Below are 13,933 nucleotides of genomic sequence, written 5' to 3'. Positions count from 1 at the left end.
GTCCTTCCCGGTAAAACGGGAAGGGGCTCTATCTGAAACGATTTGTTTTACCGCTTTAATCTAAAAAACCTAAACCATACGACGTAAAAGTCGGGAGGAAAGATGGAAACTGTAGTTGGTCTAACCGCTATCGCTGTTGCACTGTTGATCGGCCTGGGCGCACTGGGTACCGCAATTGGTTTCGGCCTGCTGGGCGGCAAGTTCCTGGAAGGCGCAGCGCGTCAGCCAGAAATGGTTCCAATGCTGCAAGTTAAAATGTTCATCGTTGCCGGTCTGCTCGACGCCGTAACCATGATCGGTGTTGGTATCGCTCTGTTCTTCACCTTTGCGAACCCGTTCGTTGGTCAAATCGCTGGCTAATTACTCGGATCTTCCGGGTAATTTGGTGTGATGGACAACGTAACTGCGAGGTGTTGGCGTGAACATTAATGCGACCCTGATTGGCCAGTCCGTTGCGTTCCTGATTTTTGTACTGTTCTGCATGAAGTTCGTATGGCCTCCGGTCATTGCGGCACTGCACGAACGTCAAAAGAAGATCGCTGATGGTCTGGACGCTGCCAGCCGTGCAGCTCGCGACCTGGAGTTGGCCCAAGAGAAAGCGGGTCAGCAACTGCGCGAAGCGAAAGCTCAGGCAGCTGAAATCATCGAGCAAGCCAAGAAACGCGGTAACCAGATTGTCGAAGAGGCTGTTGAAAAAGCCCGTGTCGACGCTGACCGTGTGAAGGTTCAGGCTCAAGCCGAGATCGAACAGGAACTGAACAGTGTCAAAGACGCGCTGCGTGCCCAAGTGGGCTTGCTGGCAGTCGGCGGCGCCGAGAAGATCCTGGGTGCCACAATCGATCAAAACGCGCACGCAGAGCTGGTTAACCAACTGGCTGCTGAAATCTAAGCGAGGGCGATCATGGCAGAACTGACCACGTTGGCCCGACCTTACGCTAAGGCGGCCTTCGAGCACGCTCAGGCCCACCAGCAACTGGCCAATTGGTCAGCCATGCTCGGCCTGGCTGCAGCGGTGTCGGAAGACGACACCATGCAGCGCGTGCTCAAGGCCCCGCGACTGACGAGCGCAGAAAAGGCCGCCACGTTTATTGACGTGTGCGGCGACAAGTTTGATGCCAAGGCACAGAACTTCATCCACGTCGTTGCCGAAAACGACCGTCTCCCGCTGTTGCCGGAGATTGCCGCTCTTTTCGACCTGTACAAGGCCGAGCAAGAGAAGTCGGTAGACGTTGAAGTCACCAGTGCTTTTGCATTGAACCAAGAACAGCAAGACAAACTCGCCAAGGTTCTCAGTGCACGACTCAACCGGGAAGTGCGCCTGCAAGTTGCGGAGGACGCTGCCCTTATTGGTGGTGTCGTCATCCGCGCCGGCGACCTGGTTATCGATGGCTCGATTCGCGGCAAAATCGCGAAACTTGCCGAAGCATTGAAATCTTGAGTTTGAAGGGGCAGCAGAGCAATGCAGCAACTCAATCCTTCCGAAATAAGTGAAATTATCAAGGGCCGCATCGACAAGCTCGATGTGACCTCCCAAGCCCGTAACGAAGGCACTGTCGTCAGCGTATCTGACGGTATCGTGCGGATTCACGGTCTGGCCGACGTAATGTACGGCGAGATGATCGAGTTTCCGGGCGGCGTCTTCGGTATGGCACTCAACCTGGAGCAAGACTCCGTAGGTGCCGTTGTATTGGGCGCATACCAGTCTTTGGCTGAAGGCATGAGCGCCAAGTGCACCGGCCGCATCCTGGAAGTTCCGGTTGGTAAGGAACTGCTGGGTCGCGTAGTCGACGCACTGGGTAACCCTGTTGACGGCAAAGGTCCACTGGGCAACACCGAGACCGACGCGGTCGAGAAAGTTGCTCCAGGCGTGATCTGGCGTAAGTCGGTAGACCAGCCTGTACAGACTGGCTACAAGGCTGTCGATGCCATGATCCCTGTCGGCCGTGGCCAGCGTGAGCTGATCATCGGTGACCGTCAGATCGGTAAAACCGCTCTGGCGATCGACGCGATCATCAACCAGAAGAACAGCGGCATTTTCTGCGTCTACGTAGCAATCGGTCAGAAACAATCGACCATCGCCAACGTGGTTCGCAAGCTGGAAGAAAACGGCGCCCTGGCCAACACGATCATCGTGGCTGCCAGTGCTTCGGAATCTCCTGCGCTGCAATTCCTGGCACCGTACTCCGGTTGCACCATGGGTGAATTCTTCCGCGACCGCGGTGAAGACGCGCTGATCGTTTATGACGATCTGTCCAAGCAAGCAGTGGCTTACCGCCAGATTTCCCTGCTGCTGCGCCGTCCACCAGGCCGTGAAGCTTACCCAGGCGACGTGTTCTATCTCCACTCCCGTCTGCTGGAGCGCGCATCCCGCGTTTCGGAAGAATACGTAGAGAAGTTCACCAACGGCGCAGTGACCGGCAAAACCGGTTCCCTGACCGCACTGCCGATCATCGAAACCCAGGCTGGCGACGTTTCCGCGTTCGTTCCGACCAACGTGATTTCCATCACCGACGGTCAGATCTTCCTGGAATCGGCCATGTTCAACTCGGGCATCCGCCCTGCAGTGAACGCCGGTGTTTCGGTATCCCGTGTGGGTGGTGCCGCTCAGACCAAGATCATCAAGAAGCTCTCCGGTGGTATCCGTACCGCTCTGGCTCAGTACCGTGAACTGGCGGCATTCGCCCAGTTCGCTTCTGACCTGGACGAAGCGACCCGTAAGCAACTTGAGCATGGTCAGCGCGTTACCGAGCTGATGAAGCAGAAGCAATACGCACCAATGTCGATCGCTGACATGGCGCTGTCGCTGTATGCCGCTGAGCGTGGGTTCCTGACTGACGTTGAAATCGCCAAGATCGGCAGCTTCGAGCAAGCGCTGATTGCTTTCTTCAACCGCGATCACGCCGATTTGATGGCGAAGATCAACGTGAAAGGTGACTTCAATGACGAAATCGACGCTGGCATGAAAGCCGGTATCGAGAAGTTCAAGGCCACCCAAACCTGGTAAGCCGCAGCGGGAGCCGCAAGGCTCCCGCTTGCTAACCTGATAGGTGTTACATGGCAGGCGCAAAAGAGATTCGCAGTAAGATTGCGAGCATCAAAAGCACGCAAAAGATTACCAGCGCCATGGAAAAAGTGGCGGTCAGCAAAATGCGCAAGGCACAAATGCGCATGGCTGCTAGCCGTCCTTATGCGGAGCGTATCCGCCAGGTAATTGGGCATCTGGCCAACGCCAACCCGGAATACCGCCACCCGTTCATGATCGACCGCGAAATCAAGCGTGTTGGTTATGTCGTAGTGAGCAGTGACCGTGGTTTGTGCGGCGGCTTGAACACCAACCTGTTCAAGGCCCTGGTCAAGGACATGGCGGTAAACCGCGAAAACGGCGTCGAGATCGATCTGTGTGTCGTTGGTAGCAAGGGTGCGGCCTTTTTCCGCAACTTCGGCGGTAACGTCGTTGCAGCTATCAGCCACCTGGGTGAAGAGCCGTCGATCAATGATCTGATCGGCAGCGTCAAGGTGATGCTGGATGCCTACCTGGACGGCCGTATTGACCGCCTGTCCGTGGTGTCCAACAAGTTCATCAACACCATGACGCAACAGCCTACCGTGGAGCAATTGATTCCACTGGTGGCAACCCCGGATCAAGACCTCAAGCACCACTGGGACTATCTCTACGAACCGGATGCCAAGGAGCTGCTGGACGGCTTGATGGTCCGTTACGTGGAGTCGCAGGTCTACCAGGCGGTGGTCGAGAACAACGCGGCTGAACAAGCTGCGCGGATGATCGCGATGAAGAACGCTACCGACAACGCCGGTGATTTGATCAGCGATTTGCAGCTGGTCTACAACAAGGCGCGTCAGGCTGCGATCACCCAAGAGATCTCGGAAATCGTCGGCGGCGCTGCCGCGGTTTAACGGTTCAAATATTCAGAGGATCCAGCTATGAGTAGCGGACGTATCGTTCAAATCATCGGCGCCGTTATCGACGTGGAATTTCCACGCGACAGCGTACCGAGCATCTACAACGCGCTGACAGTTCAAAGCGCGGCCGGGACCACTCTGGAAGTTCAGCAGCAGCTGGGCGACGGCGTGGTTCGTACCATTGCGATGGGTTCCACCGAAGGCTTGAAGCGCGGTCTGGACGTTGTCGACTCCGGCGCAGCCATTTCCGTACCGGTCGGTAAAGCGACTCTGGGCCGGATCATGGACGTTCTGGGCAACCCGATCGACGAAGCAGGTCCTATCGCTACTGAAGAGCGTTGGGGCATTCACCGTCCAGCGCCTTCGTTCGCTGAACAGGCAGGCGGCAACGACCTGCTGGAAACCGGCATCAAGGTTATCGACCTGGTTTGCCCGTTTGCCAAAGGCGGTAAAGTCGGTCTGTTTGGTGGTGCCGGTGTAGGCAAAACCGTAAACATGATGGAACTGATCCGTAACATCGCCATCGAGCACAGCGGTTATTCCGTGTTCGCCGGTGTGGGTGAGCGTACTCGTGAGGGTAACGACTTCTACCACGAGATGAAGGATTCCAACGTTCTGGACAAAGTGGCACTGGTTTACGGTCAGATGAACGAGCCGCCGGGTAACCGTCTGCGCGTAGCACTGACCGGCCTGACCATGGCCGAGAAGTTCCGTGACGAAGGTAACGACGTTCTGCTGTTCGTCGACAACATCTACCGTTACACCTTGGCCGGTACTGAAGTATCCGCACTGCTGGGCCGTATGCCTTCCGCAGTAGGCTACCAGCCGACCCTGGCTGAAGAGATGGGCGTTCTGCAAGAACGTATCACTTCGACCAAGGAAGGTTCGATCACTTCGATCCAAGCGGTATACGTACCTGCGGATGACTTGACCGACCCGTCGCCAGCGACCACCTTCGCCCACTTGGACGCTACCGTCGTTCTGTCCCGTGACATCGCTTCCCTGGGTATCTACCCAGCGGTCGATCCACTCGACTCGACTTCGCGCCAGCTGGACCCGAACGTAATCGGCCAGGACCACTACGACACCGCTCGCGGCGTTCAGTACGTTCTGCAGCGTTACAAAGAACTGAAGGACATCATTGCGATCCTGGGTATGGACGAGCTGTCGGAAGCCGACAAGCAGTTGGTAAACCGTGCTCGTAAGATCCAGCGCTTCTTGTCGCAGCCGTTCTTCGTGGCTGAAGTCTTCACCGGTGCATCGGGTAAATACGTTTCCCTGAAAGACACCATTGCTGGCTTCAAAGGCATCCTCAACGGTGACTACGACCACCTGCCAGAACAAGCGTTCTACATGGTTGGCGGCATCGAAGAAGCGATCGAAAAAGCCAAGAAACTGTAATCCCGGCGCCCGGCAACGGGCGCTAATTTAGGTTGAGGCAATCAGATGGCTATGACAGTCCATTGCGATATCGTCAGCGCGGAAGGGGAAATCTTTTCCGGTCTGGTCGAGATGGTGATTGCGCACGGTGCACTGGGTGATCTTGGTATCGCTCTGGGTCACGCGCCGCTGATCACTAATCTGAAGCCAGGGCCGATCCGCCTGGTCAAGCAGGGCGGGGAAGAGGAGGTGTATTACATCTCCGGTGGTTTCCTCGAGGTTCAGCCGAACATGGTCAAGGTTCTTGCCGACACCGTGCAACGTGCTGCCGACCTGGATGAAGCCTCCGCTCAGGAAGCCGTCAAGGCAGCCGAGAAGGCCTTGCATGAACGTGGCGCAGAGTTCGATTACGGTTCTGCTGCCGCACGTCTGGCCGAGGCCGCAGCTCAGCTGCGCACCGTCCAGCAGATCCGCAAGAAGTTCGGCCACTAAGGCGGCGCTTGTTGTGTGATTGATTAAAAAGGGTAGCCTCGGCTACCCTTTTTTCTTTTCCGATTTTTAACCCGGTCGCAGTCGCTGACCACCCAGGATTGGTAGCCAGTCATGTCTCTCGAAATCGTTATCCTCGCTGCGGGCCAAGGCACGCGCATGCGCTCGGCTTTGCCGAAAGTGTTGCACCCGATTGCCGGTAACTCGATGCTTGGCCATGTTATCCACAGCGCTCGGCAACTTGATCCACAGCGCATTCATGTAGTGATCGGTCATGGCGCCGATGCAGTTCGTGAGCGACTGGCGGCAGATGACTTGAACTTCGTTCTGCAGGACAAGCAATTGGGCACCGGACATGCCGTGGCCCAGGCTGTTCCTTTTATCAAAGCGGATACCGTTCTGGTTCTTTACGGTGACGTGCCGTTGATTGAAGTGGAAACCCTGCAACGTCTGCTCAAACATGTCGTACCGGGCCAGATGGGTCTACTGACCGTTGAACTGGATGACGCGACCGGTTATGGCCGCATTGTTCGCGACGCTGACGGCAAGGTCGCTGCCATCGTCGAGCATAAGGACGCAACCGAAGCTCAACGCGCCATCAATGAAGGCAACACGGGTATCCTCGCGGTACCTGCCGATCGCCTCGCTGACTGGACGGGCCGTCTGTCGAACAACAACGTCCAGGGCGAGTATTACCTGACCGACGTGATCGAAATGGCGGTCCAGGATGGTCTGGCGGTGGCTACCGAACAACCCCACGACGCGATGGAAGTGCAGGGCGCCAACGACCGAAAGCAGCTGTCCGAACTGGAACGGCATTATCAACTGCGCGCCGGCCGCCGTTTGATGGCTCAAGGTGTAACGCTGCGTGACCCTGCACGTTTCGATGTTCGTGGTGACGTGACCGTTGGTCGTGATGTGTTGATCGACATCAACGTGATCCTCGAAGGCAAAGTGATTATCGAAGACGACGTGGTCATCGGCCCGAACTGTGTGATCAAGGACAGCACCCTGCGCAAAGGCGTGGTCATCAAGGCCAACAGCCATATCGATGGTGCGATTCTGGGCGAAGGCAGCGATGCCGGCCCGTTTGCACGGCTGCGTCCGGGCACCGTACTCGACGCACGGGCCCATGTGGGTAACTTCGTTGAACTGAAGAACGCACACTTGGGCGAAGGCGCCAAGGCCGGCCATTTGTCCTATCTGGGCGATGCCGAGGTGGGCGCGCGCACCAACATCGGCGCCGGCACCATTACCTGCAACTACGATGGCGTGAACAAGTGGAAAACCGTGTTGGGCGAAGATGTATTCATCGGCTCCAACAACTCGTTGGTGGCTCCTGTGGATATCCTTGACGGTGCGACCACAGCGGCTGGTTCAACCATTACGTCGACTGTGGATAAATCCCAGTTGGCGGTAGGACGTGCGCGGCAGAAGAACATTGACGGCTGGAAGCGGCCAGAGAAGATCAAGAAACCATAAGTTATCCACAGAGCTTGTGTAGGAACGAGCTACTCGCGATGAGTTGGGAGGCGATGCATTTTCCAGAACAATGCGGTCCCTCGCGAGCAAGCTCACTCCCACAAGTTATCCACAGATCTTTTTGTCGCCTCGACCTTGACGAAGTTTCATCAATAGGCTTTTATTACTTTCGTTATCTTTCGAATCGAAACTTATCAAGCCATGTCGAAGCGCAACACACCCCAGCGTCGCCATAATATCCTCGCCTTGCTCAATGAGCAGGGCGAAGTCAGTGTGGACGAGTTGGCCAAGCGTTTCGAAACGTCAGAAGTTACGATTCGCAAGGATCTGGCGGCACTTGAAACCAACGGCCTGTTGCTTCGTCGGTATGGCGGTGCGATCCCCATGCCTCAGGAACTGGTCGCGGACCTTGGTCAGCCGGTTTCAAAATACAAACAAGCCATTGCCCGCGCTGCCGTTGAGCGCATCCGCGAACATGCGCGCATCATCATCGACAGTGGCAGTACCACCGCCTCAATGATCCCCGAACTCGGCCAACAGCCAGGCCTCGTGGTGATGACCAACTCCCTGCACGTCGCCAACGCCTTGAGCGAACTTGAGCACGAACCCGTGCTGTTGATGACCGGTGGCACTTGGGACCCGCATTCCGAGTCCTTTCAGGGGCAGGTGGCCGAGCAGGTACTACGCTCTTACGACTTTGACCAGTTGTTCATTGGTGCTGATGGCATTGATCTGGTCCGCGGTACAACGACCTTCAATGAATTACTTGGGCTCAGTCGGGTTATGGCTGAAGTTGCCCGCGAAGTGGTCGTGATGGTCGAGGCCGACAAGATCGGTCGCAAGATTCCCAATCTGGAACTGCCCTGGAGCAGCGTCCATACCCTAATTACCGATGATCGCCTGCCAATCGAGGCACGGGATCAGATTCAGGCCCGTGGCATCACGTTGATTTGCGCGTCTGTCAGTCAGGAGAAATAGCATGTGTGGAATTGTTGGTGCTGTCGCAGAACGTAATATCACCGCCATCCTGGTCGAAGGCCTGAAGCGCCTGGAATACCGTGGGTATGACAGCGCCGGCGTGGCGGTCTACACCAACGACGGAAAACTCGAGCGCTTGCGCCGTCCGGGCAAGGTCAGCGAACTCGATCAGGCGTTGGCCGAAGAAGCGCTCGTTGGTCGCCTTGGTATTGCTCATACGCGCTGGGCCACCCACGGTGCGCCGTGCGAGCGCAATGCGCACCCGCATTTCTCGGGTGATCTGGCTGTGGTGCACAACGGCATCATCGAAAACCATGAAGCCTTGCGCGAACAACTCAAGGCTTTGGGTTATGTCTTTACATCGGAAACCGACACCGAAGTTATCGCTCACCTGTTGAATCACAAGCTCAAAGACCTGCGCGACCTGACCGTAGCCCTCAAGGCAACCGTCAAGGAACTGCATGGCGCGTACGGCCTGGCGGTCATCAGCGCACAACAACCGGATCGCCTGGTTGCAGCGCGTAGCGGTAGCCCGCTGGTGATCGGTTTGGGCATGGGCGAGAACTTCCTAGCGTCCGACCAGTTGGCCCTGCGTCAGGTTACTGACCGCTTCATGTACCTGGAAGAAGGCGATATCGCCGAAATCCATCGCGACAGCGTGCAGATCTGGGACGTAACCGGCCAAGCGGTCGAGCGCCAGACTGTGCAATACAGCGACGGCGCCGAAGCTGCCGATAAAGGCGAGTTCCGTCACTACATGCTCAAGGAAATTCACGAGCAACCGGCCGTGGTGCAGCGCACCCTGGAAGGTCGCCTGAGCCAGAATCAAGTCTTGGTGCAGGCGTTCGGTCCACAGGCGGCCGAGTTGTTCGCCAAAGTGCGCAATGTACAGATCGTGGCCTGCGGCACCAGCTATCACGCCGGTATGGTTGCCCGTTACTGGCTTGAAGAGCTGGCTGGCATCCCGTGCCAGGTCGAAGTGGCCAGCGAGTTCCGCTATCGCAAGGTGGTGGTGCAGGCGGACACCCTGTTCGTGACCATTTCCCAGTCCGGCGAAACCGCCGACACCCTCGCAGCGCTGCGTAACGCCAAGGAACTGGGCTACCTCGCCAGCCTGGCCATCTGCAACGTGGGTATCAGTTCGCTGGTGCGTGAGTCCGACCTGACCTTACTGACCCAGGCCGGTCGTGAAATTGGCGTGGCGTCGACCAAAGCCTTCACCACTCAACTGGTTGGCCTGCTGTTGCTGACGCTGTCCCTGGGCCAGGTTCGCGGCACACTGGCCAAAGGTGTCGAAGCTACATTGGTCGAAGAGCTGCGTCGCTTGCCGACTCGCCTTGGCGAGGCATTGGCGATGGACAGCATCGTGGAAAAAGTTGCCGAACTGTTCGCCGAGAAGAACCACACGCTGTTCCTCGGTCGTGGCGCGCAGTTCCCGGTCGCGATGGAAGGGGCGCTCAAGCTCAAGGAGATTTCCTACATCCACGCTGAAGCCTATCCGGCCGGTGAGCTGAAACACGGCCCGTTGGCGCTTGTGGATAACGACATGCCGGTAGTAACCGTAGCGCCAAACAACGAGCTGCTGGAGAAGCTGAAGTCCAACCTCCAGGAAGTCCGCGCCCGTGGTGGCCAGCTTGTCGTCTTCGCTGACGAGAAGGCCGGGATGACCAATGGTGACGGCACTCACGTGGTACAGATGCCGCACATCCACGACATCCTGTCGCCGATCCTCTACACCATCCCGCTGCAGTTGCTGTCGTACTACGTGGCCGTGCTCAAAGGCACCGACGTTGACCAGCCGCGCAACCTGGCGAAGTCGGTGACTGTGGAATAGTTATCCACAGGCGAAAACCCCCGTTTCCGGGAGTGGTGTTCATATTCTTGTAGGAGCGAGCTTGCTCGCGATGAACTTGAGAGCGACACAAGTTATCCAGAAGGATAGCGTCATCGTTCACGACCATCGCGAGCAAGCTCGCTCCTACAGGGGATCGGACAGCATTATTGGGAGCGGGGGTTTTTCACTTCTCAGCAAGCCCGCCAGCCTGACGCCGCATCCGCCGCGTATCAAGCAAATAGACCATCGCGCAGGCATACAGGGTAACCAGAATGAACAAGCCCATGCGGATGGCGAAGGCGGTATAGACATCCTTGCCCGCTGCACTGTCCTGCACCGATTGGCCCAGCAGAATGATCAGCGTCGCCAGACTGTTGAGCCAGAAACTCGGCGGTTGCCGCGTGACGGCCAGTCCATAGAGCTTGCGAGCCACCACTAAACCGAACAGCAGCATCCACAGAAAATACATCCACAAGTTGACGAACAGGCTCAGCGCGCACCAGAACAGGATCGCCATCAGGCCACCCAGCAGGGTTGAGCCGAGCAGTTCCTGGCCGGCGTTGCGGGCGTTGGTCGCGCAGCTTTGCTGGCCGAGACCGACGGCCTTCATGATGATCGGCATAAAGCTGGCCGGGTCGACCATGGCCAACAGAAAGGCCGGGAGCACCACTAATGTGGCGCGCAGTGCCAGCCAACCGCTTTCGGTGGGTGTGAGGGTCGGTTCAGGTTTGGCGGCGGGGGCACTGGCGGGGTCTGGAAAGAGCCAATGGCAGATCGTCAGCGTCGTGACGGCCAGGAATAGTCCCTTGACCAAGGCGACGATCACTTCCAACGCCAGGTTGAATTCAGCAGTCCCTGACGAACTGATCAACGTCAGACCCACTACCAGAAAAGTCGCCACCAGCGGGTTTCCGCCACGCAAGCCATAACCGAACGCCATGAACAGGCAGAGCCCGACCAGCAACACTCCACCGACCGGGTAATACCGCAGCAGGGGTATGAGGAGCAGGCCGCTCCCGGTGGTCAACATGAGTATCAGGATCAGGCCCAGGCTGGCCTTGAACGGCAATGGCCGGTTCATTGCTGCCAGCATCATCATCGCCAGCATCGGGGCGAGGAAGGGGATGGGCAGGGCCAGTCCATAACTCGCCGCCAGGCACAGCGCCGTGCCGAAACCAAGGCGCAGGGCACGCTGTGCACGGGGCGAGCGTTCAATAGGCATAGGACAGCCAGCTCATGAATCGCAGGAACAGGCGGCCCAGCCAATTCAACGGACCGTTGTCGCTCGGGAATGCCATGACTTCTGCCTGGCCACCGGCGCGGATGCCCTGCGGGCCGGTCAACTCACCGGGGTCGAATTCAATGATGACCGGAAACCGCTGGGCCGGGCGCAGCCAATCGCGGCTGTTCTCCACTGTCGGCAGGCTACCGGGCGGAGTGGTCGAGCCTGTATCGACGCCATAGCCGACGCTGCGGACATGGCCTTTGAAAATTTGCCCTGGCAGGGAGTCGAGGACGATCGACACCGGTGTGCCCGGCTTGACGTCGCCCAGGTTGTTTTCGGTCATGTCGGCGCTGACCCAGACATCGTGGATCGCGATCAGGGTCATCACCGGGGCGCCAGCGGCGGCGAATTGGCCGACATCAGTACGCAGATCTGTGATCAAGCCGGCCGAGCGGGCGTGGATCCTGGTATTGCTCAGGTCCAGTTCGGCTTTCTCCAGGTTGCTGGCGGCGCTGAGCAACTGGGCGTTTTCGTCTTCGCTACCACCCTGTGTTTCTCGCGCGCGTTGCACTTCGGCCTTGGCGGCGGCGACCTGGCTAGTGGATTCTGTCAATGTGGCGCGGGAAATTTCCAGACGACGAAGGGAAATGGTGCCAGGATCTTCGCTGTACAGGCGTTCGAGCCGCTGGATGTCCTGGCGAGCCTTGAGCTCGTTGGCTTGGGCTGCGCGCAAGGAGGCTTGCTTGGAGTCAACGCCTGCGGTGTTGGCGCCTACCTGCCGCCGAGTCGTCTCGAGGTCGGAGCGGGCGCGATCAACCGCGATCTGGTACTGCTGCGGATTGACTTCAAACAGCAATTCGCCGGCCTTGACGTCCTTATTGTTGCGAACGTGCACCTTGGTCACCCGGCCGGACACTTCCGCCGCCACCGGCACCACAAAAGCCTGCACCCGGGCCTGCTGCGTATAGGGCGTGTAGCGATCGGCCAACAGATACCAGATCAGGCTCAGGAGGATCAGCAGCACCACCCAGTTGACCGCTTTTTTGGCCGGGTCTGCAGCGGGCGCCGTGGTGTTCACGTCGGCCGATTGTGAGCTGTCAGTCATGGGGTAGCTTCCTTCGGTTCGTCGAGCAGATCGCCCCAATCGGTTCGTTGCTGCATCTGTTGGCGGGTCGCTGAATCAATCATTGGCTGGTCGCTGTACCAGCCACCGCCCAATGCCTTGTAGAGGGCAATCAAGTTGTTCACGGCGGTGCCACGGTTGACCAGATAGATATCTTGCTGGGCGAACAAGGCGCGCTGGGCATCGAGCACGCGTTGGAAATCCGAGTAGCCTTCGCGGTATTGGGCATTGGCCAGAGTCACCGAACGGTCGGCGGCGATCGATGCTTCGGCGAGGATACGGTCGCGCTCCAGCGCCTTGATCAGACCAGTCGCGGCATCGTCAGCCTCGCGCGCGGCCTGGCGTACGCTGTCCTGATAAACGACGATCAACTGCTGCAGGCGTGCGTCCTGCACGCGAACATTGTTGGTGATTCGGCCATGGTCGAAGATATCCCAGCGAAAGCTCGGCCCCCCCACCAGGTCGAGGGTATCGGAAGCGCCCTTGAGTGAACTGGTGGACCAGACGATGCTGCCCAGCAGGCTGATCGAGGGGTACAGGTCGGCTTCGGCAACACCGATCAGCGCCGACTGTGCCGCCACTTGTAACTCGGCTGCGCGAACGTCCGGGCGTCGTACCAGCAAGTTGGCGGGGACATCCTGCAAGATGGCCGTGCCAAGCAGCGGCACCAGTCCGGTGTTGTTGTTCAGTTCAGGGAATGCGCCGGGTGGACGGCCGACCAGGGTGGACAAGGCATTGCGAAAACTTGCCACCTGGCTCTCGAAATCGGGAATGGTACTCAGAGTGCCCAGGTACTGCGTCTTGGCCTGTTGCAGGTCGAGCTCGGCTTCGGCCCCGCTTTTGAACAAGCGCTCGGTGATCTCATAGCTGCGTTTTTGCAGTTTGGCGTTGCTGCGGGCGATGTTCAGGCGCGCTTCGGCGGTGCGCAAGGCGTAGTAGGTTTGCGCCAATTGCGCGTGCAACAGCACCAGGACGTTTTCATAGTTGGCCTGGGCGGCAAACCAGGATGCGTCGGCTGACTCGATGGCACGACTGAAACGGCCCCAGAAATCCAGCTCCCAGCCGATATCAAAACCGGCGCTGTGTTGCCAGAAATTCGTGTCCTGAGGGTTCGTTCCCCCTGATTGATTGCGATCCAGATACAGGCTGTCGGCGCTGGCCTGTTGCAGTTGCGGAAAGCGACCGCTCTGGGCGATACCCAGTTGTGCGCGGGATTCCATCACCCGCAGACCCGCAACCCGCAGGTCGGCGTTGTGGGCATCCGCTTCGGCAATCAACTGGTTCAGCACCGGGTCGGCAAACACCTGCCACCATTGACGGCTGTCAGGTTGCGCGTGCTTTTGGTTGGCGAGCTCCAGGGCCGGGGTGTTCCAGTGTTCCACCCACGGCTGGGCCGGCGACTGAAAGTCCGGGCCCAGCTGTACGCAGCCACCGAGGACGGCGGTGCCACACAGGAGCAACCGATTGATGCGAGCAAGGCAAGGCATCAAAGGCAAACTCC

13 protein-coding genes are annotated in these 13,933 nt (G+C 58.3%); 10 read left to right on the top strand and 3 right to left on the bottom strand.

The window, feature by feature from the left end; all coding sequences use genetic code 11:
- The first annotated feature begins 102 nt into the window (after positions 1 to 102).
- From atpE to glmS, 10 genes are all read left to right on the top strand, one after another.
- A complete protein-coding gene (gene atpE, locus AD668_RS27045; RefSeq protein ID WP_003097235.1) occupies positions 103 to 360 on the top strand; it encodes a F0F1 ATP synthase subunit C in 258 nt (85 codons plus the stop codon).
- A 58-nt stretch (positions 361 to 418) separates the two neighbouring features.
- Positions 419 to 889 carry a F0F1 ATP synthase subunit B gene (locus tag AD668_RS27040; protein ID WP_007934339.1) on the top strand — a complete coding sequence of 157 codons (471 nt, stop codon included), beginning with the start codon at positions 419 to 421 and terminating at the stop codon, positions 887 to 889.
- Between the two features lie 12 nt (positions 890 to 901).
- Entirely contained in the window at positions 902 to 1,438 is a 537-nt protein-coding gene (locus tag AD668_RS27035) for a F0F1 ATP synthase subunit delta (protein ID WP_008045680.1), read from the top strand.
- A 21-nt stretch (positions 1,439 to 1,459) separates the two neighbouring features.
- The gene (gene atpA, locus AD668_RS27030; protein WP_030132553.1) at positions 1,460 to 3,004 is read left to right on the top strand and encodes a F0F1 ATP synthase subunit alpha; all 1,545 of its coding nucleotides are present in this window, start codon (positions 1,460 to 1,462) and stop codon (positions 3,002 to 3,004) included.
- Positions 3,005 to 3,054: 50 nt separating this feature from the next.
- Complete coding sequence (gene atpG, locus AD668_RS27025; RefSeq protein WP_008045673.1) at positions 3,055 to 3,915, top strand: F0F1 ATP synthase subunit gamma; 861 nt, start codon at positions 3,055 to 3,057, stop codon at positions 3,913 to 3,915.
- Positions 3,916 to 3,942: 27 nt separating this feature from the next.
- The gene (atpD, locus tag AD668_RS27020) at positions 3,943 to 5,322 is read left to right on the top strand and encodes a F0F1 ATP synthase subunit beta (RefSeq protein WP_008045671.1); all 1,380 of its coding nucleotides are present in this window, start codon (positions 3,943 to 3,945) and stop codon (positions 5,320 to 5,322) included.
- Positions 5,323 to 5,367: 45 nt separating this feature from the next.
- Positions 5,368 to 5,793 carry a F0F1 ATP synthase subunit epsilon gene (locus AD668_RS27015; protein WP_007969909.1) on the top strand — a complete coding sequence of 142 codons (426 nt, stop codon included), beginning with the start codon at positions 5,368 to 5,370 and terminating at the stop codon, positions 5,791 to 5,793.
- 111 nt (positions 5,794 to 5,904) lie between these two features.
- The gene (glmU, locus tag AD668_RS27010) at positions 5,905 to 7,272 is read left to right on the top strand and encodes a bifunctional UDP-N-acetylglucosamine diphosphorylase/glucosamine-1-phosphate N-acetyltransferase GlmU (protein WP_053164049.1); all 1,368 of its coding nucleotides are present in this window, start codon (positions 5,905 to 5,907) and stop codon (positions 7,270 to 7,272) included.
- Positions 7,273 to 7,473: 201 nt separating this feature from the next.
- Complete coding sequence (locus AD668_RS27005) at positions 7,474 to 8,250, top strand: DeoR/GlpR family DNA-binding transcription regulator (protein ID WP_053164047.1); 777 nt, start codon at positions 7,474 to 7,476, stop codon at positions 8,248 to 8,250.
- A gap of 1 nt (position 8,251) precedes the next feature.
- A complete protein-coding gene (gene glmS, locus AD668_RS27000; RefSeq protein WP_053164045.1) occupies positions 8,252 to 10,084 on the top strand; it encodes a glutamine--fructose-6-phosphate transaminase (isomerizing) in 1,833 nt (610 codons plus the stop codon).
- Between the two features lie 184 nt (positions 10,085 to 10,268).
- Here glmS and AD668_RS26995 read toward each other — a convergent pair whose 3' ends face one another.
- The 3 genes from AD668_RS26995 to AD668_RS26985 are packed head-to-tail and all read right to left on the bottom strand — an operon-like array spanning position 10,269 to position 13,919.
- A complete protein-coding gene (locus tag AD668_RS26995; protein ID WP_053164043.1) occupies positions 10,269 to 11,306 on the bottom strand; it encodes a DUF2955 domain-containing protein in 1,038 nt (345 codons plus the stop codon).
- Positions 11,296 to 12,414: an HlyD family secretion protein gene (locus AD668_RS26990; protein WP_053164041.1), complete on the bottom strand. Its 1,119-nt coding sequence runs from the start codon at positions 12,412 to 12,414 to the stop codon at positions 11,296 to 11,298. The genes AD668_RS26995 and AD668_RS26990 overlap by 11 nt, the downstream gene beginning before the upstream one ends.
- A complete protein-coding gene (locus tag AD668_RS26985; RefSeq protein ID WP_053164038.1) occupies positions 12,411 to 13,919 on the bottom strand; it encodes an efflux transporter outer membrane subunit in 1,509 nt (502 codons plus the stop codon). Before AD668_RS26985 ends, AD668_RS26990 begins: the two co-directional genes overlap by 4 nt.
- Positions 13,920 to 13,933 lie beyond the last annotated feature (14 nt).

The organism is Pseudomonas sp. P1.8, from assembly GCF_001269805.1.
Classification (GTDB): Bacteria; Pseudomonadota; Gammaproteobacteria; order Pseudomonadales; family Pseudomonadaceae; genus Aquipseudomonas.
Note: the sequence above shows the minus strand (reverse complement) of the source record. Positions and strands in the feature narration are given on the sequence as shown.